We start from the raw sequence: 22209 nt of genomic DNA, 5'->3' as shown, positions 1-22209 counted from the left end.
TTCCTTAGAGTGAGTTGTCTGTCTTGAACTGCGCGAGGCTGAAGCCGTGGGTCGCGGCCAGGGCACGAATCTGCTGCACCTGTTCGCGGCTGATATCGCCGTAGGAGTAGTGCTGTTTCATCCCGGACAAGCCCATCAACACCGATTCCGCCATGCAGGCATACAGCTGACCTTCCTTGAGGTAGGCGCGCACGTTGCGGATCAGGCCATCGCCCAGCGGTGTCTGGACAATCCCGCCGTGCATGTACAGCACGTCGGGCCGTTGGCTGGAAAGGTTCTGATCGACGTTCAGCGGTACCGCGATATCGCAGATCACGCTGTTTTCGGCGAAATTTTCAGCACCGAGAAACGGTTGTGGCGCGTTCGCCGCACAGAGCACGATGCGTGCCTGTTTCAGCACATCAAGGTCATTGCTGACGGTGATGAACGCATTCGCGCCCAGGCGTTCTTCGACCAGGCGCTGCACTCGCAAACCGAGGTCGGCGCCGGCACCGTGGGCCTGCAATAAAGCGTCGATGCCGTCGAGTTTCTGCAAGCGGCTGGCGAGCCGGTCGTGCTCGGCGACGCCCTTGAGAATCGCGCGGGCGGCCTCGGCGTAAATCAGCTGGGCGGTCTTCTCCAGACGCCGCAGGGAACCGTCGCGACCGCTACCGATAAGAATCAGGTGTTCGACACTGGTGGACAGCAACGAGGCGTAAGTCGAGGCAATGTTGCCGGCCGCGCCGACCACCGCAGCTGTTTGTTGACTCAGTTCCAGGCCTTGCTGCCTGCAGCCCTGCTCGATCGCTTCCAGGCCCATGCCGATGGTCAGCGCGTTGCCGGAGGTCAGTGCCATGTCGGGGATCTTCAGCGCCTGACAGTTGTTGGTGACGATCGAGGTGTACATACCCAAACCGGCCACGCTGTAGCCATCAGCCCGGGCATCACGGATGCGATTGCCGACTTCGTCGCGGATGGTGTCCAGGTCACCACTGGCGATGTACGCGGCCATGGCATCGGAGTCCATGCACAACGGGTACAGGGTGAACTCCACAGCGGTGCCGAGTTTTGAGCGAATCAGCACCGGGCCGATTGGCGCGGCACGCCGCTCCGGTGCCATGCGCTTGATAAACTCGCGCTTCTGTTCGGCGCTGAGGGTGGACAGCGACGGGTCGACATCACTGAGCATGTCCGAATCGATCAGGTGATTGATGAACGCCACGCGCGCTACCACGCGAACGCTCTCATCAGGCTTTGGCAGATTTTCAGGCTCGTTGAAGCTCACCTCGCGCGCCGGTACTTCGTGGATGGTGTCGGCGCACACCCCGGCTGCCAGCGGGAAGGCATCGCGGCGACGCAGCATGTCGCAGACCTTTTGCAGCGAGCCGATCAGGCCGTCGATTTCCTCAAAGGTGATGCACACCGGTGGCTCCAGGCGAATCACGTTGGCGTTGCTGCCCGACGGCGCGACCCGCAGCGATTCGAATTGCAGCAGGTAGCCGGCGATGATGTAACCCAGTGCATCGTTGTACTGCGCGGACGCCTGGACCAGCGAACTGGTGCCGGTCAGGTCGTGCAGTTCGAACCCCAGCAGCAACCCGCGACCACGCACATCGGCGATCACGTCCGGGTACGCGGCTTTGAGTTCGAGCAACGACGATTTGAGGTATTCGCCTTTCTTGTTCACGTCCTTGAGCATCGCGTTGTCGTTTTCGAACAAGCGGCGCAATGCCGACAGGGCGATATGGCACGATGCATCGTCTTCGGCGAAGGTCGAACTGTGGATGTAGCTGAAATCGTTTTCGTAGTGGCTGGCGCGGATGACTGTCGCGGCAATTTTCATCAGGCCACCGCCCAACGCTTTGGACAGGCAGTAGTAATCACCCTGCAAGTTGAAATGGCTGGCGCCGAGCAAAGTGCCGGTGCGGCCGAAACCCGATTGCACTTCGTCGATGATCAGCGGGCATTGCTGCTCGTTGCACAGGCGACGCAGGCCCAGGTAGAACTCGCTGGCGAACTCGTTGATGCCGCCCTCACCCTGGATCGGCTCCAGCAACACCGCCGTGATCGCACTAAAGGCTTCACGGCGCACCTGCAAGGTTTCGCCGCTCCACGCAAGGCTCAGCCAATGCCGCGTGTGACGCGCCGGCAAGTCCTGGAGTTGCTGGGGTTGCAGCGGATCGATGAACTCGACGTTGAGACCAAAACGGGCGAACGGCTGGCGGTACTGTTTGCCGTAAGTCAGCTGCACGGTGTTCACCAGTTTGCCGTGGAAGCTGCCGCGCAGGGCGACGAACACCGGCTCGACATGCAGCTGCGCGAGGTTGTGTTGACGCACCGCTTCCACCACTTGGCGCACGGTCACGTAAGACAGGTTGTCCGGCAGCAACCCGGCGGGCAGGTCGAGGTCGTCGACGTCCAGTTCAACATAGGCCTTGTCGCTGGCGGTCAGGTTGGCCAGGGCAAAATCCCGTTCGTCGAACTGCTTCTGCAAGGTTTTCTGCCGACGGTACTCGGCGTGCTTGACGGCGATTTCCACCGACTCGGCGCCACTGTTGGAGAAGGTCGAAATGTAGCGCTCGTTGTTGTTCAACTCCCGATTGAATGCCTCGCTGAGTTCGCGCCCCAACTGACCGGCCGCGCCACGCACGGACATCTGCGCATTGAACGGCACATCGGCGCGCAGCAGGCCGCAGAGTTGATCGACGAACTGCGGGTCATTGTGGCCAAACAACGCCGCGCCGTAACCGCCGAGAAAGTCGGTGACGGTCACATCGCAGCCATGCTTGTCGCGGTAAAACAGCTTGCTGCCCAATGCCCGGTGGAACTGGCACTCCAGGCCCAGGGCCTGCATCAGCTCAACGAATTTCGGCCGTACGTAATCGCGGTAATCCATGACAGTCATATCCCATGATTAAAAAATAGAAGCGATTGAATGCACTCAAACGGCTAGTTGGCCGCCTGATAATCGAGCTGGTAACAGGCGCTGAAACCGTTGTCGTCGCGGTTGATGATCAGGCAGTCGCGCAGCGCCGCGTCCCGTCGCTCACCGAGTACAAACGGCAGGTGCGGATCGACTGACTGCTGCAATCCGATGATCGGCGGCACGCTCTGGGTATGCAGTGCATGACGGGCCAGGATCAGGTCGACCAGGCTCGGCGCGGCGCTGAGAATGCCGGTCACCGGCACGCCACTGGTGATGTGCGCGGCACCGGCGCGGGCCAGCGTGCGGGCCAGGTCGGCGTCCTTGTGCGGATCGCCGCTGGCGCTGCTGATCAACAGATCGACCTGCTTGTCCGGCAGGTTCAACGATCCAAGGCGCGGATGGGCGGAGAGTCCCGACAGGCAGGTCTGCGGCCCATCCGGCAGGTCGTCGGCCCGGCGCAAAATCAATGCCGCCGCCCCTTCACCGGCAATCCCGCCCGTGCCTTGGCGATCGAATGCACGCAAGGTTTGCGAACCGTCAGTGCTGATCACGCCGGCCTCAGCGAGCGCGGCCAGGGCCAACGGATCGAGTTCACCGCCGGCACCGACCACAATCGCTGCATCAATACGACCGCTTTGCAGCGCTGCGCACGCCTCGCGCAACGCCGCCAGGTTGCCGGCCACGCCTTGCATGTAAGCGTTGCACTCGCACTCCAGCTTCAGCGCCAGGCTGACAATCCCGAGCAAGCCATTGCTCAGGCTTTTGAGTACCAGAAACGGGTCTAGCGCGCGCTCCTGCAGCACCCGTTGAGCGAGGCGCCGCATGTCGGCGCCGGACTCGTCGCGGCACTCGTGAAGCAACTCGCCGTAGGCCGCCAACGACGGATGGGTGTGGCCGCCCTGGCAGCAATAGAGGCCGTAGCGCAGACCGTCATTGCCCGGTTCAAGCCCGGCCTCGGCCAGGGCCTGACGCACCGCGCTGACACCCCAGATCACTGCCGGCGGGCAATAGCGCTGGAGGTTCTGGGCCACGTCCTGGCGACTGCGTTGATGGTCTTGATCACTGACATGCCCGAAGGCCGTCACGCGCTCACTGTGAAACAATTTCGACTGCAGCAAAGTAATGCCGCTGCGGGCTTCACTGGCCGCCGACCAGAAGCGTTGCACGCCCCAGCCGCTGGCTAATACGCAACCGCTGCCGGCGATCGCAACACGCACAATAGTGCCAGTCATTGTCCGTGCTCCCGATATTTACCAAGGGCCAGCGAAGTGTTGAGGCCACCAAAACCGAAGGAGTTACTCAAGGCAAAATCCACTCGGCGGCTGACTGCTTGCCCGGCGCAATAGTCCAGGTCGCACTGTTCATCGACGTCATGCAGGTTCACCGTCGGCGTGACCAGATCGTTCAGGCACGCCAGAGCCGTGACCATGCATTCGGGCGCCCCGGCGGCGGCAATCAAGTGCCCGAACTGCGACTTGTTGGCGCTGACGGCCAGGGACCGGTAGTGCTTGTGCTCGGCGAACACACTTTTGATCGCCAAGGTTTCCGCGACGTCATTGAGTGGCGTCGAAGTGCCGTGGGCGTTAATCAGATCGATCTGTTGCGCACGCAGGCCCGCGTCGTCCAGCGCGGCTTGCATCGCCAGCGCCGCGCCCCGGCCTTCGGGTTGCGGGGCAGTAACTTTGTAGGCGTCCAGGCTGCTGCCAAAGCCAAGTACTTCGGCATAGGGCGTCGCACCTCGCGCCAGCGCATGTTCAAGGCTTTCCAGCACCACGAAACCACCGCCCTCGCCGGCAATCAGGCCACTGCGATCACGGTCGAAAGGCCGGCACAGATCGACGCCCCAGCGCTGTTCGCTCGATGCCGCGCCGAGCAGGTACAACGCGGCCATGGTGTCGAGGTTCAGCACCGAATCGGCGCCACCGGCAATCGCCACGCTCACTTCACCGCGACGAATCATCTGGAAGGCATTGCCGATGGCCTGGGAGGCTCCGGCGCACGCGCTGCTGATATTGATCACGGGGCCTTCGCAGCCCAATCCGTCGGCAATCACTCGCGCCAGTCGATCATTGCTCTGACGCAGCGAACCCTCGGCATTGACCTGCCCGGCACGGGACATCAGGTGTTGCCAGTCCGGGGCGCGGCCATCCGGTGCCTGGGTCAACAGCATGTCGGCCAGCATGTGTTGCGGCGCACCCGAGGCACAGAGCACGGCGGCTTCACGTAGCTGCTCAGGTGCGAGTCCGCTGTCGGTCACCGCTTGGGTGGCAGCCACCCAGCCAAAGCGGCTGCGTTTTTCCAGTGCAACGGTCCAGGCCGGATGGTCCTGCAAGGCCTTGGGCAACAGGCTCATGTCCACGGCCGCGGCGTAGCGCACCGGGAACGTGCCGTTTTCCACCCCGTCGGGCTGCCATGGACGTACACAATGTTCGGCACCGAGCATTTTTTCCCAGAGGGTCTGCCATTCGAAACCGAATCCGGTAACGGCGCCCATGCCGGTGATCACAATCCGTGTTGCGCTCATGCGTGCTTCTCCATGGTTTCACTGGCCAGCAGCAAGGCGCCCCAATGACCGGCGCGGCTATGGCTGACAAACAGCGTGTAGCCCGGTGTCGCCGAAGCGTTGTGGTTGTGGTGCAAGGCCAGCGCAATCTCGGTCAGCAACGCGCTGGCGCCAAGATCGCCGGTCATGGCACGGACGCTGCGAACGTCCCGAGGATGTTCGGCGAACAGGCTCATCAGTTGCGGATCCTCTGGATTGGCGACGATCTGCTCGACGTCACCGAGGCACAGTTTTTCAAGGCTCAGCGCCTGGTCGATGACTCGCCGGGCAACCGCCGCGCCGCGTTGCGGATCAGCGCTGTAACCCCGAGCGAACCCGGCGATGCGCAGCGCGTGCGGAGTGTTGCGTGAAGGTGCCGAGCTGAGTAGCAGCGCGGCGGCACCCTCGCCATAAATCGCCTCGCCTGCCAGATGGGGTTCACGCAGATACAGGGCCGGCGTCAGGTTCGGACTGCTGCTGACTACCAGCGCGGCGTCAGCGCGCTGCTCGACAATCTGCTGGCTCGCTTCGATCAGGGCATCGAGCCCGGCATTGTCCTGGGAACAGAAACCACCCATCGGGCCATGGCATTGCAACGCTTCGGCCACGTAGGCCATCACGCTGCTGTTGAGCAGCGTCAGGGCATGCAGCGGTGGTGTGTTGGCCAACAGTTGCGCCAGCGGCTTTTCCGGTTGCTCGCCGATCGCTTGCACCGCGTCCCAGCAAGGGCTTGGCGCGTCGACCTCAGGAATGGCCGCCGTCAGGGCAATCCGTGCCGGCGGCAGTTGCAGGGCCGCCAGCGCGGGCGCCAGACGTGCCACGCAATGCAACAGACGCAAGCCTTGTGGTTCGACGCTGCGCTGGATCTTGCGGTCGAACAGATCGCTGGCCAGGCGCGGTGCTGCCAGCGGATAAGCCCGACGCGTCGCGTCGAATGCCAGCGGTTGCGGCGAGGGTGGCGTCCCGAGCAGATCGGTACATTCGCTGCCGGCGGCGTTCAATACGGCCGCCGAATGGATGTAAACGGCTATGCTAATGTCATGCCCTCCCCAGAACCAGCGAGCTGTTGACGCCGCCGAAACCGAACGAGTTGGACATCACCACGTTGATCGACTGGCGCATCGGCTCGCTGAGAAATTTCAGCGAGGGGTATTCGGCGCGGTCGTGATCGTAGTTCAAGGTCGGCAACAGCATGCCATCCCGCAGACTGATCAGCGACAGCACCGCTTCAATCGCGCCGCTGCCCGCCAGGGAATGACCAATGGCCGATTTGTTGGCAGTGAACGTCACGTGTTCCTGGCACTCGCCGAACACCCGTTGCAAAGCCAAGGCCTCGCAGCTGTCGTTGGCCTGGGTGGACGTACCGTGGGTATTGACGTGTTGCACGGCGCTGCTGAGCAGCCCGGCGTCCTCGATTGCAGCTTCCATGCATTCCTCGTATTTGCTGCCATCCCGGCTGCTGGAGGTCATTTTTTGTGCCTCGCACACATTCGCGTAACCCAACACACGCCCCAATGGCGTGGCTTTGCGACGCTGGGCATGTTCGGCGGATTCGAGAATGACCATGGCCGCGCCCTCGCTGATCACGAAGCCGCTGCGGTCCGGCATGAACGGCCGGCTCTGCTCGCTTGCCGGCAGGTTAGCCTGGCACAGCGCGCCGAGGCTGTTGAACATGTAATACGGCAACTCGTTGGCCATCAGTTCGACGGCACCGCAAATGGCCAGGTCGATCTCACCGCGCTCGATCGCCCGGTAGGCGCTGCCGATCGCCATCGTACCGGCGGCGCAGGCATCGGAATGGGTCGAAATGTGATCGCGGATACCGAGCGTCTCGGCCAGGTGCAGGGTCTGCTGATCGACCCGGCGCCCGAAGACCGCGCTCGACGCCGCCGGGTTATCCAGCAGTTGATCCAGATCGACACGCCCTGCCTCATCCATGCAGCGACTGGCCCGATGCAGATCGTGACTGTCCGCGCAGTACTTGTTGGCCCCAAGGAACAATCCGCTGCGGCTGTGAGCAAAGGCAACCGGGGTCAGGCCGGCGTGCTGCAAGGCTTGTCGGGCGACAAATTCGGCCAGCACACTTTGCCGCGGATGCAGCGCGGCATTGCCGCCGAAACCGGCGGCGATCTGCTGCCACTGGCCGTCGTCGATAAACCCGGCAGCGCTGTTGTTGAACCCCAACGCCTTGAACCGTGGATGTTCGCGAACACAGGACTGCTTCTGGCAGATCCGCTCGAACAACGTGGCGGCGTCCAGCGCCATAGGCGCCACCAGACCGAATCCGGTTACATAGACTTCTCGTGTCCGCATGAGAACTACACCGCCTCTTGGGCGTGAGCGGCCAAAAATTGCTCCACCAGTCGGCGTGAAACCTCATCGCCATCGGCCGGCACCAGCCGCGCACTGCACGCGCCACAGACCACTTGCTGACGCTCGTTCAGCACGGCTTGATGAGCGCCGCAATCGGGGCAGCTTTGCGGCAGATAGTTGAAGAGATTGCGGCACTGTTGCGCCCAGTTGCGCACGGTGGTGGCGGCAAATACCTGCGCCGGTTGCATACCGGCCTTGAGTTGATCCGGGGAGTAGGCGCTCAGGCTCTGTTCAAGCAAGGCCTTGCCGTTCTTGGTGATGCGACCGCTGGCCAGGAACTCGCTGGCGTCGCCGCAGACAGCGATGGCGTGATCCAGCACGCTGGTTTTGGGCAAAGTGCAGCCATACTGACGACCCAGCTGAAAGCTCAGGTCGACGATGTCCAGCGAATCGGCGCTGAGGTCCTCGACGATACTGCTGTTCTCATCGATATCATCGGCGCTCATCACCAACAATTGCGCGAGGATCTCGCGGGTGCTGGCAATGACGTTTTCCAACTCCAATGGATTGTTCATCTCGATCTCCCTATATATGGTGATTGCTTCATAAATTCCGCATGTGAGAAGTAACTATTCCCACAGCAACTTCTCACGCGGCGGAAATCTAAACTCTGCCCTTAAGGGGAGAGTCAACGAACTATTTAAAGTTTTTTAGCAACTTGAGAAGGTCATTCGAACGAGCTTGCGCATTGCACTCGGATGGTGCGAAGTCTCGTATCCAGTCGACATATTTACTTAACAAAGGCTGCGTATGGTGGGGGGCACGCACTGTATAGCGGGCTAAATAGGGAGGGAGCCGAAAGTGCTAACTTCCGATTTACGGCACACACGTACAAAGAATAAAAACGGGTCAAGTAAAATAGTTATAACTTCATAACTATTGTTCTATTTCAGCGCAGCCGTTAAATGGTTTGCACGCCGATCCGGGCAAACCGGCACAGCGCTTCTGGGTAACTGAGTGTCGAGCACAGACAACTGACCGAGGGCGGGGCGCTATAGGGTGCGACTTCAGTTCTCTAGTCCACTGCCCCGGAGTCCACATGACCGCACCTATTACCGTTCTTCGCGATACCCATCCACTGCCCGTGCTCGACGCCTGCAAATGGGAAAAACTCGAAGGCGACCCGCACACCGTCAACCTCAACGCCTACACCAGCGAAGACGGCAGCAAAATCATGGGCACCTGGATCTGCACGCCGGGCAAGTGGTATGTGGAATACGTGAAGTGGGAATACTGCGATTTCCGCGAGGGGTACTGCATCATCACCCCAGAAGGCAAGGAGCCGATCCATCTGCGCGCCGGTGATATTTTCGTCATTGAGCCGGGCATGAAAGGCACGTGGGAAGTGGTTGAAACCGTGCGCAAGTATTTCGTGTTTGCCTGATGCAAAAACCGGGAACCCGCCCGACGCGGGTTCCCGGAAAACCCCTTATTGGGGTTTGCGATAGCTGTTGATGATCGCCGAGAAGTCCTTGCCACCTTCCCCACGCTGGCTCATCGCCTGATACAACTGCTGGGCTACCGCGCCGAGCACCACCGGTTGGTGCGCCTGACGTGCCGCTTCCGTGGCCAGCCCCAGATCCTTGAGCATCAGTTCGGCACCGAAACCGCCGATGTAGCCGCGCGAGGCCGGCGCCGTTTCGACGATGCCTGGCCACGGGTTGTACATCTCTGAACTCCAGCAACGACCGGTGGAACTGTTGATGATCCCGGCCAACACCGTCGTGTCGATGCCGAGAGCATCGCCCAGCGCCATGGCTTCGCTGACACCGACCATGGAGATCGCCAGCAGCAGGTTGTTGCAGATTTTGGCGATTTGCCCGGTGCCGACTTCGCCGCAATGGACGATGTTGCGGCCCATCTGCGCCAGCACTGGTTGCAGGGTGGCGAACAGCTCAGGGGTAGCGCCGACCATGAACGTCAGGGTCCCGGCTGCCGCACCACCCGTACCACCCGACACAGGCGCATCTGCCATGGCCACGCCTTGCTTGGCCGCCGCCGCGGCAACATCACGCGCCGTCTGCGGATCGATGGTGCTGCAATCGACTGCCGGCACGCCCTTGCCGATACCCGCCAGCACGCCGTCTTCACCCAGCCACACGCTGCGCACATGCACCGCGGCTGGCAGCATGGTGATCACCAGTTCTGCGCCTTGAGCGGCTTCACGCGCCGAAGCGCTGATGCTGCCGCCCAGTTGCTCCAGCTCTGCCAGAACGGTTTTGTTCAGATCGACCAGCCGCAGTGCATGGCCAGCCTTGATCAGGTTGCGCGCCATTGGCGCGCCCATGTTGCCGAGACCGATAAAAGCGATTTTCATGTCCGGCTCCTTAACGCAAGTTGATGGTGGTGTTCACACCGTCGTTGACGCTGTTGTCATCGAACCAGCGACTGGTGACAGTCTTGGTCTGAGTGTAGAACTGCACCACTTGCTTGCCATACGGACCGAGGTCGCCGAGTTTGGACCCGCGCGAACCGGTGAAGCTGAAGAACGGGACCGGCACCGGAATCGGGATGTTGATGCCAACCTGGCCAACGTCAATTTCAGTCTGGAATTTACGCGCCGCCGCACCGCTTTGGGTGAACAGGCCCGTGCCGTTACCGAACGGGTTGGCGTTGACCAGGGCGATAGCCTCATCGAGGGTATCGACTTCCAGCACCACCAGCACTGGACCGAAGATTTCCTGGGTGTAGATCTGCATCTCGGGGGTTACGCCGGAGAACAGGGTCGGGCCGACAAAGTTGCCCTTCTCGAAGCCTGGAACCGTGATATCGCGACCGTCCAGTTCCAGCTTGGCGCCTTCCTTGATGCCGCTCTCGATCAGATCCAGAATCCGCGCCTTGGCCTTTTTGGAAATCACCGGACCGACGTCAGTGCCCGGCTCACTGCCGGCATTCACTTTGAGTTTCTGCGCCAGCGCCTTCAGGTCAGGCAGCCATTGCTTGGCCGCGCCCACCAGCACCACGACGGATGTGGCCATGCAGCGTTGCCCGGCCGCACCGAAACCGGCACCGACCAACGCGTTGAGCGCTTGTTCGCGGTTGGCATCCGGCAGCACAACGGCGTGGTTCTTCGCGCCCATCATCGATTGCACGCGCTTGCCGTGTTTACCGGCCAGGTCGTAGACATGAGTGCCGACGGCGGTCGAACCGACGAAGGAAACAGCCTTGATGTCCTTGTGGGTGCAGAGCGCATCCACCACGTCTTTACCGCCATGAACGACGTTGAGCACGCCCGCCGGAACACCGGCCTCGATCGCCAGTTCCACCAGCAGCATGGTCGACATCGGGTCCTGTTCGGACGGCTTGAGCACGAAGGTGTTGCCGCAGGCGATGGCCATCGGGAACATCCACAGCGGAATCATGGCCGGGAAGTTGAACGGCGTGATGCCGGCGCAAACGCCGATTGGCTGACGCAGGGTGTAGGTATCGACGCCGCCAGCAACGTTCTCGGCGAACTCGCCCATTTGCAGGCTGCCGATGGAACAGGCGTGTTCGACCACTTCCAGGCCGCGGAAGATATCGCCTTCAGCGTCGGCGATGGTTTTGCCTTGCTCGTTGCTGAGTACCACGGCGATGCGCTTGGAGTGTTCGCGAATCAACGCCTGGAGCTTGAGCATGATGCGCATCCGCGCGCCAATCGGCGTCAGCTTCCAGGTCTGGAAGGCGCGATGGGCGGCGCTAATCGCGGCGTCCACTTCCTGCGCGGTCGCGAACGGAACCTTGGCCAGCACTTGCTGGGTCGCCGGGTTGACGATGTCGTGCCACTCGGTGGTCTGGGACTCGACCCACTCGCCGTCGATCAACAGCTTTACCGTCTGGACAGTGGTTTCGTTTGGCGTGAGCGATGCGTTCATGTTGGGTCTCCGGGACGTTGTTCTTATTTAGAGAGCTATCTGGGGAGCCAAGGCGAGAAAGTCGCCTTGAGATGAGACGTATGTCGCGAATTGGTTGTCGGACTGTTTTTGGAGTATAGATGTGCAAACTTCTAATAAGAACGCACATAAAAGCCGGTCCATCATGCAAAAAAACATCACGTCTCTAGGCTCGTTGAACTGGGATGACCTCAAGTTTTTCCTTGAAGTCGCCCGCACCCGCAAGGCCAGCACCGCGGCGAAGCGCCTGGCGGTCGACTACACCACCGTGTCGCGGCGCATCAGCTCGCTGGAAGCGGCGTTGGGCACTTTGCTGTTCGAGAAATCCCGGACCAGCGGTTTTGTCCTGACCGCCGAAGGCCAGCGGTTGCTGGGTTACGCCGAGTCGATTGAAAGCACACTGCACATGGCCTGCGAGCAGGTGTCAGGCTCTGGCGTGGCGTTGTCCGGGCATGTGCGCATGGGCTGCACCGAAGGCTTCGGCAGCTTTTTCATCACCCCGCAGCTGAGCCATTTCGTCGATGCCTACCCGGCGATCTCGGTGGACATCCTGCCGCTGCCGCACTTTATCAGCCTGTCCAAGCGCGAGGCGGACATCGTCATCGCGCTGGAGCGTCCGGAGCATGGTCCGTACGTCTGCTGCAAACTCTGCGACTACCGATTGCAGCTGTACGCGACGCAGGATTATCTGGACAAGCACCCACCGATCCGCCGCCCGACTGACTTGGGTAAACATTCATTCATTAGTTATGTCGACGATCTGGCGTTCAGTTCGGAGCTGTTGTACCTGGCCAATGTGTTGCCCGGCGCCAGCGCCAACCTGCGCAGTACCAGCGTGATCGCGCAATTCGTGGCCGCGCAGCAAGGGCGGTCGCTGGCAATTCTGCCGTGCTTCCTGGCAGCCCAGGATCCGCGATTGCTACCGGTGTTGCCAGAGGAAATCAACATCACTCGACAGTTTTGGATGTACTGCCGCGAGGACCTGCGCAAGCTCAAGCGAGTTACCCTGTTGTGGGATTACATCCGCGCGGTCACTGAACAGAATCAGGGTCTGTTGATGGGTGAAAGTCGGGAGACTCTGTTCGCCGATTAGTCGGCGCTCACCACGATCGACACCCGGCGGTTCTCGGTACGGCCGGCCGGCGTGTCGTTGGAGGTAACCGGCTCACTGCTGCCGAGGCGCCGCCCCTTTCAACCCCTTGATTCAACACCCTCATCTAATTCCAGCATCAACCCACTCAAACGCTTGACCTTGCGCCGCACCGCCTCTTCAAATACGCCGGGACGAGGCTCGATCAGGGTGAACCAGTTTTTCGCCCGGGTAATCCCGGTATAGATCAGTTCCTTGGTGAGTACTGGATTCAGGGCATCCGGCAGAATCAACGCCGTATGGGCAAATTCCGAGCCCTGGGATTTATGCACCGTCATGGCGTACACGGTTTCGACATCATTTAGCCGGCTTGGCAGAACAAACCGTACTCCGCCCTGACCATCATTTCTCGGGAACGCCACACGCAGTACCTGCTTCCCAACTTCTGGCCCCTCACGTTCCGGTAGCTTGAGGGCAATGCCGATGTCGCCGTTCATCAAACCCAGACCATAGTCATTGCGGGTCATCAGCACTGGCCTACCTTCGTACCACTGCTGGTCGCTGTCGATCAGCCGAGCCTTGAGCAGCGCGGCGGTCACGCGTTGATTCAAACCTTCAACGCCCCACGGCCCTTTGCGTACGGCGCACAACAACTGGAAGGCATCGAAGGCTTGCAACACCTGCCGGGCCCAATCGGTCCAGCAGGGATCATCAAGCGTGCTGTCGAGCGGTGGCCGCAGGCTGCGCAAGAGACTCAGGTAATGGCGATAACCCTGCGGTCCATCGCCGTGGCCCTCAAGCAGCAAGCGCTCCAGCGCCCGATCCTGCTCCCCCTTGAGGGACAGGGAAAACACGTCGTCATGGCTTCGAGCCGCCAACAACTTGCGAGCTTCCTCGGGTTGCTGCTGGTTGACCCAACGAGCCAGTTGGCCGATGCCGCTGCCCTCGCCGAACCGGCGTGAATGACGCAGCATCACAACTTGCTGGGCCAGGGGATGAGTCCCTTGGGTGTCTTCCTGCAAACCGCTGCCATCCAGGCTTTCACCACTGACAGCTTCCAGCCACCGGCGAGTCTGTGGGCTGTACCAACCGGCCTCCGCGTCGCGGCACAGGTCGCCCAGCACGGCGCCGGCCTCCACCGATGCCAGTTGATCCTTGTCACCGAGCAGCACCAGACGGGCATGGGCCGGCAACGCGTCGAGCAGGTTGGCCATCATTTCCAGATCGATCATCGAGGCTTCATCCACCACCAATACATCCAGCGGCAAGCGATTACCGGCGTGGTGACGGAAGTGTCGAGTACCGGGGCGACTGCCGAGCAGACGGTGCACGGTGGTGACGTCTGAGGGGATCTTTACTCGTACGGCTTCATCGACTTCCAGGGTCCTGACCTGCTGACTGATGGACTCCGTCAGCCGGGCTGCAGCCTTGCCGGTGGGTGCCGCGAGACGAATACGCAACGGCTTGCCCGCCTCCACCGCCGGTGCCTGGAGCAACGCCAGCAAACGCACGACCGTCGTCGTCTTGCCGGTCCCCGGGCCACCCGTAACAATGCTGAAAGCGCTGCGGGTTGCGAGGGCACAGGCGAGTTTCTGCCAGTCAATCACTTCGCCGGGCTTGGCTGGGCCGAACAAGCTGGTGAGGCGTTGGGACAAATCATCCGGCGTGGTTTCGTGTTCCACCAGGCGTTGGCGCAGCGAGGTGTCGATACGCCGTTCGTAAGCCCAGTAGCGACGCAAGTACAGGCGTTTGCCCGATAACACCAATGGCCGATGCTGCGCCGCCTCGCGGCCGTCGACCGCCAAAGCGACCAGACTGCTGGAGGCCAGGACCTTGCACCAATGGGTACCGTCCAGCGCCTCAAGCAATTGCGACGGCAACAACATCGCGCCACTTTGCAGATCACCTTCCGGTGGCAGCGACAGGGCGAAGTCCGGTTCCTTGAGCGTCTCAAACACATCCAGGCACACATGACCGTGACCCAGTTGATGACTGGCCAACGCAGCGGCTAGCAGCACCAGTGGATCATCGCCGGGAGCGAGCTCATGAAGAAAAGCAACGAAGGCTTTGTCCAGCGCTCGCAGCCAGCCGCGCTCAACCCAGCGCGTCAGCAACAACAGCAAGTCATCGGCGCGACTCAACGGCGCCAGATCCGCCAGGCTTTCGGCTGTCAACGAAGTGGGCAGCAAATCAGCGAAGGTGCGACTCATAGCAAAACTCCCTGTTCCCAGGCGGGTTCGGCCTTGGGTTCTGGCTTGCCCTGGAACAGCCGGTCCAGACGCTCGATCAGCTCTCTTGGAGGACGGGCAAAATACACACCCTGGCTGGAAGCGCGTGTACCGCGCAGGAACAGGTACAGCGCACCACCGACATGCCGGTCGTAATCGTAATCGGCAAGTCGCGCCTTGAGCTGGCGATGCAGGGCCAACAGGTAAAGCACGTATTGCAGGTCGTAACGGTTGTCGAGAATCGACTGCTCCATGGCCTGCTCGGTATAGGCCGCGTCATCGACGCCCAGCCAGTTGGATTTGTAGTCGGCGACGTAATAGCGGCCGTCGTGCTCGAACGTCAGGTCGATGAAGCCTTTGAACATGCCATTGAGCAACACCGGCTCGGCAGCCACCCGGGCCACGCCGTTGTGGGTGTATTGACGCACCAGTTCATCGAGCTTGAGCACATCGACCTTATGACTGGCGAACCAGAACTCCATCTCGACGCGGTATTGGGTGAGCCGCTCGAATACCACGGGGGCCTGCCCGCCGCCGATATGCAGCGGGGACGTAAGCAGATGCTGCAGCCAGTCGCTCAGGGCGGCTATCCAGCCCTCCCAACCACGGCGGTTGCAGCGACGGGCAATGGCGTCTTCCACCGCTTGCGGCGTGGCGGCAAAACCTTCGTCACCGGCCCATTCGAGCAAACCATGGAGAAAGGTGCCGGGGTTCGGCCCACGAGGGAATCGATGGATATCAGCGCCGCCGGCCACCACTTCTCGTGGTGCCTGGGGATCGAGGCGTTCGTCGTCGAAGAGCTTTTGCGCCTGCGGGCTCTCCGGCGCTTCATCAGTGCCCACGCTCATGCTGTCGCCAATGCGCAGGGCACTGTAGGAAGCAATCCACCAGTTTTCGCTGGCCTTGCGTTTGGGTATCAGCGGAGCAAGCAACGTCGCATCGTTGTGCGGCGGATGATAGTGCTCGACGGTCGCTTCAGGCATTTCACCGTAGTTCAGCGCTGCACAATCCTGCTGCAGGTCTTCCAGCCAACGCTTCAAACCTGCCGACTCGGCCAACGGTGCTCCGCCGCCCAGCAGATAACCCAATGCTGACAGGTGCAGCACCGAGCTGTTGTTATTGCCGCGTTTGAGATCAGTCACTCCGAGCCAGCAGGCGTGTTGCGCCCGGGTCAGGGCCACGTAAAGCAAGCGCAGATCCTCGGCAAGACGCTCATCATCCGCCTGAACAATCAACTCGGCCGTCGGCCTCAAGGTCACTTGGGCCTTGCCCGTGGCGTCGTGGTAATGCAGCGGCAGACGGCTGCCATCCACCGGTTTCGCCGAGCAAATGAACGGCAGGAACACCAAGGGATACTCAAGTCCCTTGGACTTGTGAATGGTCACGACTTTGACCAGTTGTTCGTCACTCTCCAGACGCAGGATTTGCTCTTCGCCGGCCTGACCGGACAACGCCAGATGCTCGGACAAATGGCGGATCAGCGCTTGCTCACCATCGAGTTCGACGGCCGCCTGTTGCAGCAACTCGGACAGGTGCAGCAAATTGGTCAGCACCCGCTCGCCGTCACCGCGCGTGATCAATGTCTGTGGCAGCTGGAAGTCATGCAGCAATCGCCGCAACATGGGCAACACGCCCTGCTTGCGCCAGAGCTCGCGATAATGGCGAAACTGCATGACCCGCGCTTCCCAAGCCAGTTCGTCCTGATTGAGCCGTTCCAGTTCAGCCAGTGGCAGGTTCAGCGTGATGCAGGCTAATGCGGCCCGCAGTGGACGCTCGACATCCGGCTCGGCACAAGCCTTGAGCCAGGTCAGCAGATCGTGGGCCTCTTGGGCGGCGAACACCGAGTCCTTGTCCGACAGATAGACGCTGCGCACGCCACGGGCGGAGAGTTCGCCACGCACAGCCTGGGCTTCTTTACCGTCGCGGACCAGGATCGCGATATCCGCGGGCAGCAGCCCTCTGAAATCCTTGCCGTCCTGTATGAAACCCGCGCGACCTTGTTGCCCGTCGTTGAGCAAAGCGGTGATTTCACTGGCGCAGGCGGCGGCGAGTTGTTGTCGGTACACCGCGCCAGACTGCGGCTGATCGGCGGACAGGTGCCAGATGTTCAGAGCGGGCACGACCTGGCCATCAATGTGCAGAACTTCTTTGCGCCCTTGAGATTCGACGGACAGGAACGGTACCGGGTTCTCACCGTTCTTTTCACGAAACAGGAACGCGCCTCGCCCGGTCTCGCGAGACTCGGCACGCTCGAACACATGGTTGACCGCACGGACCATGCCATGGCTGGAACGGAAATTCGTACCCAGGGTATGCAGTCGGCCAGCGGTGGCCTGGCGAGCGCGCAGGTAGGTGTAGATGTCGGCACCGCGGAACGCGTAGATCGCTTGCTTGGGGTCGCCGATCAGGAACAGACCGCATTCGGGATTGTTGTCTTCGATGCGATAGATGCTCTCGAAGATCCGGTACTGCACTGGGTCGGTGTCCTGGAACTCGTCGATCAACGCCACCGGAAACTGCTCGCGAATCAGGGTCGCCAGCCGCTCACCGCCATCGGATTGCAACGCGGCATCGAGGCGCAACAGCATGTCATCGAAGCCCATCTCCGCACGGCGACGCTTTTCTTCCTCGAACCGTGTACCGACCCACTGGGCGGCGTGTTGCAGCACGGCGGCATCAGGTGTCGGCAATCCATCGAGACTGGCCTTGAGGCCGGGCATGGCATCCAGTCCTGGATGACTGGGTACTTCGCCTTTCCAGGCTTCAGCCATACCCTCGGGAGTCAGGCGCGTGAATCCGGTGCCGATATCAAGTTGCTCAAGGGATTCGTCTTCAGACCAGGTCCTGATCTTTTCGAACCAGGGTTCGAAATAGCGTGCCTGCATTTTTCGACCATCGACACTTTTGCTCGCAACCCCCTGGTGACAGATGGCAAGCAATTCGTCCGCCCACTGGCGCCAGGGCATCTTGAGTTCGAGCAACGCAGCCCGTCGCTCTTGCAGACACTCCGAGATCAGCTCGGCAGGCTCTTTACCTTCAACACTGTCTCGCTCACTGGCGAACAAACCACGTACTCGTGGCAGCAATGCTGCTGGGCCGCCCCAATTACCGCGCACCCAGTTCAGCGCATCACCTTGCATCGGGTAACAAAACAGGCGCCAGTAATCGCGCAGAACTTCGCCCAGCAAATCGCTGTGATCGGTTTCCAGGGTCTGTGTAAACAGACTGCCACTGTCGAACGCGTGCTCGCGCAACATGCGCTGGCACCAACTGTGGATAGTCGAAACTGCCGCCTCGTCCATCCACTGCGCGGCGATGTCCAGGCGGTTCGCGCACCCGGACCATTGCTCGGGTAGATATTCGTTACGAAGTTCCGCGATGAGGCTATCGGGCGCCGGTGTTTCATCACGGAAAAACCGTGCAGCTTCAGCAAGACGCGTGCGGATACGTTCGCGCAATTCTTTGGTCGCGGCATCGGTGAACGTCACAACGAGGATTTGCGGCGGCAACAGTTCACGTCCGAAGCCGCTCGACTCTGCGCCGTGGCCAAGGACCAGGCGCAGATACAGCGCGGAAATGGTGAAGGTCTTGCCGGTCCCGGCGCTCGCTTCGATCAGTTGGCTACCGCGCAGGGGGAATGCCAAGGCCAGAGGTTTTGTGGTCATGCGCGCGCCTCCTCGCTGCTCAATGAACGCCAAGGCGCTTCAAGCAGCGGCCGGTACAACGCGTTGCACCAATCCGGGAACGTTTCGTCTGCGGTAAGCGAGTCGAAGTCGGCGAATTGCCGGGCGAGTGCCGGGCTTTCGCGACGCTCGCCGTCGGTGGTCAACCCATCACCTTCATAGGCCTTGCGGGCTGCGGCCTGGGCTTTGACCGGATCAGTTTGACCAAGCCAAGCGAAGCCGGTCTTCACTGCAATTGGCAGCGGTTGACACATGCCGGTTTGCCAAGCCATTAACAAGTCACCCAGTATCCGCAACGCTGCATCCTCCGCCATCGGACCGAGCAGCAGACTGTCGTCGCTGGCCACCAACGCGGTGGTCATCGCCATACCACTGGCGCAGGCAACCAGATGATTGACCCATGGCCGTGTCAGCCGATGCCATTTGCGCGACTTGATTGAACCGATACTGTTGGGGATTGTAGTGACCGATAGCAAACCACCGTCCGCACGTTGATGCAAGCCGCTGAGCCAACCTTCCAGGCGCAGCCCCTGCAACTCCAGATTCACTGGCAGAGCGTTGGTGAGCGGCGTTGGCCATAACGCCAAAAGCTGTTGGTAACGCTGCAACAGATCCGGCAACGGTTCGATCAACTCTCGCTGAAGGCATTCGCCGAATCCGGCCATAGGCAGAAGCCCACTGTTTTGCAGACGTTTTGCCTGCGCTTCCAGTATCTGATCGGTGCTATCCAGATGTCCCAGTGCCGCTTCGAGCAAGCTGTCGCTGAGGCTGTAACGTTGCAACGCATCGAGTACAAATGGCTCTTCATCAGCCAAGGGCACTTCAGCCGCCTCGAAATACACCTTCAGTCGCTGACTGAAGAAATGCCGCACAGGATTACGGAGAAAGTCCTGCAGTTGACCGAGACTCAGCGGCTCCTCCTGAACGTAGGGATCAAGGACCTCGATATCAGTCGACGGCTCACTGGTTTGATGCAGCACCTGCCATTCATTCGCGTAGCTGAACAAATCATCGCCTTCATGGAAGTAGCGGGCGCTGAACGGTTGCAGTGGATGTTCCTGAGTGATGGCCTCAAGCAGATCTTCGTCGACATCATGCAGTTGCCAGCCGCTGGCCAGATGATCTCGCAATTGGCCAATCAGTACCGACGCAGGGCGTTCACTGTTATCGCGAATGCTGCGACCGACCCAGCTGATATAGAGTTGGACACGTGCCGACAACAGGGCTTCCAACAGCAGATAACGGTCATCTTCACGTCGGGAGCGATCGCCAGGACGGTAATCACTGCCCATGAGGTCGAAGTCCAGTGGCGGCTGTGCACGCGGGTAGTCCCCGTCATTCATGCCCAGCAGGCAGACCAGTTTGAACGGGATCGCTCGCATGGGCATCAAGGTGCAGAAGTTAACCGCACCGGCCAGAAAACGCTGGGACAGACGGCCTTGGTCGAGACCGGCGAGCCAGGCTTCACGGACCACGGTCAACGGCAGTTCATCTTGCAAGCCAACTGACTCGCACGTCTCAAGCCAGGTTTCACGCAGCTCTTCGAGTTGGGCCAACACGTAGTCGTCATGCTCGTTACTGGCCAGGAAAAACAACTGAACCAGCGCGTGCAATCGAAAGCCCCATTGTTTGGGAGCTGCGGGCTGAGTGAGTTCCTGGTGGGCAATCTCCAATGCATCCAGCAGTGCGACCAAAGGCCCAATGAGCGCGGCATCCAGACCACCGATCTCGTCGTAGGGTTCGATACCCTCGCAAGCACTGGCACTGCCCACGGCATAACCGAGCAGCATCCGTCGCAGGCCGAAACGCCAACTGTTTTGTTCCAGCTCCTCCGGTAGACCGAGACCCGCGCGCTGCTTGGCATTCATGCCCCAGCGGATGCCTGCGCCTTCGATCCAACGGTGCAGGGTCGGCAGATCACGTTCCTCTACACCGAAGCGAGCGCGTAGTGCAGGAACATCCAGTAGATCGAGGATCTCGCTCACGGGGAAACGGCTGTCGGGCAGTTTGAGCAGATGTTCGATAGCAATCAGTAACGGGTCACGACCACGCTGGCCTTGATCTGCGAGCGTGAAGGGAATGAAACGCGGATCGTGGCGTTCAAGCTGAGCAAATACCGCACGAATATGCGGTGCGTAGCTGTCGATGTCCGGGACCATCACGATCACATCGCGAGGCCTTAATTCCGGATCAGCACTGAAACGTGCAAGCAACTGGTCGTGGAGAATCTCCACTTCGCGCTGGGCGCTATGGGCAATGTGAAAACGGATCGACTCATCCTTTGCCGGATCGACAGCTGGCCAGCGTTCGCGAGTCTCGTTCAAGGGACGCAATTCAAGAATGTCGTCCTGCAATTGATTGAGCATGTTCTGTGGCTGGCTATCGCTGAACAGGTCGATACGGCCGTCGCGGAATGCCGAGCGATAGCTGTTGGGATCGTCGTAGCTGTCGAGCAGATTGATATAGTCCCGCCCCTGCTTGCCCCACGCAGCCAGTAGTGGATGGGCATGCTGGTGAAGGGTTTGTGGGTCGAGCACAACCGGCATTCCGCTCTTGCGAGCCTGACGCTTGTATTGATGCCGCAACAGGTCTTTATCGGCGACGATGTCTGCCCAATGGTGACGACACGGGTTATGTACGCAAAGCAGAACCTGGCTGAACCGGGCCAGCCCCGCCAGTGCTTCCAGGGCTTGAGCGGGCAGTGAAGAAATCCCGAAAACGATTACCCGTGAAGGCAACCCGCTGGGGGCGACGTCGAGGCTGTTGATGCGTTCGATAAACCGTTGATGGACGCCGGCTCGGCTTTGCGCCATGCCCTGTTCACCCACATCCAGCAACAGCGCACGCCACAACTCTGCCTGCCAGCAGTTAGCCGGGGTCAGAGGTTTGGTTTCACCTCTACCATTTCGTAATTGATGGCGACCTTCTGCCCAGTCTTCAAGCCAGTCGGCCCTATACACCTGGTATTGGTCGAACAGATCCGCCAGTCGCTCCGCCAATTGATAGCGTTTACGTAAGTCTGTGTCATTCGTCAGGAAGCGCTGCAGGGGTTCGAAGTGCGGTTGGTTGATCAACTGCGGAAGCAGACGCATCAGACGCCAGGTCAAGGGAGCTTTATCGAGCAGGGATTTGACCGGGATTTCGTCACGTCCAAGCACCATGCGATAGAGCTGCCACATGAAGCTACCCGGTAACTGCACATCGATGGCTGCTGCGATTCCGCAGCCGCCCATGTCATCGTCTTCAGGGTCTTCTGCCAGTGCCAGCTTCAGCCATTGGGCGATGCCGTTGCTCTGAACCAGGGCAATTTCATTTTCCAAGGGAGCCAACGGGTAACGCCGCATCCAGCTGACCACCAGGCTGCGCAACTCGTCCAGGCGATTGCCGTGAACCACCATAAAACCAGCACTGAGGGACGTCGCGTCCGGCATAAAGGCTTCCTTGGGAAAATACAAAAGCTAGGGCCGAACCTTAGCATTGTCGGGAGACTGTGACAGCCGGGAGCCGTCCGGTAAT

Annotated in this window: 13 protein-coding genes and 1 pseudogene; 2 read left to right on the top strand and 12 right to left on the bottom strand. The window is 60.6% G+C overall.

Annotation, left to right across the window (positions count from 1 at the left end):
• Positions 1-4 precede the first annotated feature (4 nt).
• Genes QFX16_RS03535 through QFX16_RS03510 form a run of 6 tightly spaced genes read right to left on the bottom strand, consistent with a single transcriptional unit; the run spans position 5 to position 8335 of the window.
• On the bottom strand, positions 5-2875 hold the full coding sequence (locus QFX16_RS03535) for an aminotransferase class III-fold pyridoxal phosphate-dependent enzyme (protein ID WP_283182851.1): 2871 nt from the start codon (positions 2873-2875) through the stop codon (positions 5-7).
• Between the two features lie 53 nt (positions 2876-2928).
• Positions 2929-4137, bottom strand: a complete 1209-nt coding sequence (locus tag QFX16_RS03530) for a beta-ketoacyl synthase N-terminal-like domain-containing protein (RefSeq protein WP_283182850.1) — start codon at positions 4135-4137, stop codon at positions 2929-2931.
• Complete coding sequence (locus tag QFX16_RS03525; protein ID WP_283182849.1) at positions 4134-5429, bottom strand: beta-ketoacyl-[acyl-carrier-protein] synthase family protein; 1296 nt, start codon at positions 5427-5429, stop codon at positions 4134-4136. Before QFX16_RS03525 ends, QFX16_RS03530 begins: the two co-directional genes overlap by 4 nt.
• On the bottom strand, positions 5426-6484 hold the full coding sequence (locus QFX16_RS03520) for a beta-ketoacyl-[acyl-carrier-protein] synthase family protein (RefSeq protein ID WP_283184515.1): 1059 nt from the start codon (positions 6482-6484) through the stop codon (positions 5426-5428). Before QFX16_RS03520 ends, QFX16_RS03525 begins: the two co-directional genes overlap by 4 nt.
• A 1-nt stretch (position 6485) precedes the next feature.
• The gene (locus tag QFX16_RS03515; RefSeq protein ID WP_283182848.1) at positions 6486-7760 is read right to left on the bottom strand and encodes a beta-ketoacyl-[acyl-carrier-protein] synthase family protein; all 1275 of its coding nucleotides are present in this window, start codon (positions 7758-7760) and stop codon (positions 6486-6488) included.
• 5 nt (positions 7761-7765) lie between these two features.
• Positions 7766-8335: an acyl carrier protein gene (locus QFX16_RS03510; RefSeq protein WP_283182847.1), complete on the bottom strand. Its 570-nt coding sequence runs from the start codon at positions 8333-8335 to the stop codon at positions 7766-7768.
• 524 nt (positions 8336-8859) lie between these two features.
• On the opposite strand from QFX16_RS03510, the gene QFX16_RS03505 reads away from it, so the two are divergent.
• Positions 8860-9204 carry a cupin domain-containing protein gene (locus tag QFX16_RS03505; RefSeq protein ID WP_007946320.1) on the top strand — a complete coding sequence of 115 codons (345 nt, stop codon included), beginning with the start codon at positions 8860-8862 and terminating at the stop codon, positions 9202-9204.
• A gap of 45 nt (positions 9205-9249) precedes the next feature.
• On the opposite strand, the gene mmsB is transcribed toward QFX16_RS03505, so the two are convergent.
• Positions 9250-10137 (bottom strand): 3-hydroxyisobutyrate dehydrogenase, encoded by an 888-nt coding sequence (gene mmsB / locus QFX16_RS03500; protein ID WP_283182846.1) that lies wholly within the window; start codon positions 10135-10137, stop codon positions 9250-9252.
• A gap of 10 nt (positions 10138-10147) precedes the next feature.
• A complete protein-coding gene (locus QFX16_RS03495) occupies positions 10148-11674 on the bottom strand; it encodes a CoA-acylating methylmalonate-semialdehyde dehydrogenase (protein ID WP_033058216.1) in 1527 nt (508 codons plus the stop codon).
• Positions 11675-11837: 163 nt separating this feature from the next.
• On the opposite strand from QFX16_RS03495, the gene QFX16_RS03490 reads away from it, so the two are divergent.
• A complete protein-coding gene (locus QFX16_RS03490) occupies positions 11838-12785 on the top strand; it encodes a LysR family transcriptional regulator (protein ID WP_283182845.1) in 948 nt (315 codons plus the stop codon).
• On the opposite strand, the pseudogene QFX16_RS29660 reads toward QFX16_RS03490, so the two are convergent.
• The 4 genes and pseudogenes from QFX16_RS29660 to recC form a co-directional block, all read right to left on the bottom strand.
• Positions 12782-12877: pseudogene (locus QFX16_RS29660) on the bottom strand (OmpA family protein); the annotation flags it as partial. The gene QFX16_RS03490 and the pseudogene QFX16_RS29660 overlap by 4 nt on opposite strands.
• Positions 12878-12883: 6 nt before the next feature.
• Entirely contained in the window at positions 12884-14992 is a 2109-nt protein-coding gene (recD, locus tag QFX16_RS03485) for an exodeoxyribonuclease V subunit alpha (protein WP_283182844.1), read from the bottom strand.
• Positions 14989-18675 (bottom strand): exodeoxyribonuclease V subunit beta, encoded by a 3687-nt coding sequence (gene recB, locus QFX16_RS03480; protein WP_283182843.1) that lies wholly within the window; start codon positions 18673-18675, stop codon positions 14989-14991. The genes recD and recB overlap by 4 nt, the downstream gene beginning before the upstream one ends.
• A complete protein-coding gene (gene recC / locus QFX16_RS03475; RefSeq protein WP_283182842.1) occupies positions 18672-22124 on the bottom strand; it encodes an exodeoxyribonuclease V subunit gamma in 3453 nt (1150 codons plus the stop codon). Before recC ends, recB begins: the two co-directional genes overlap by 4 nt.
• Between the last annotated feature and the right edge of the window lie 85 nt (positions 22125-22209).

The sequence above is a fragment of the Pseudomonas svalbardensis genome (genome assembly GCF_030053115.1).
Classification (GTDB): Bacteria; Pseudomonadota; Gammaproteobacteria; order Pseudomonadales; family Pseudomonadaceae; genus Aquipseudomonas; species Aquipseudomonas svalbardensis.
The sequence above is the reverse complement of the archived record's forward strand: the minus strand, read 5'-3'. Positions and strand labels throughout refer to the sequence as shown.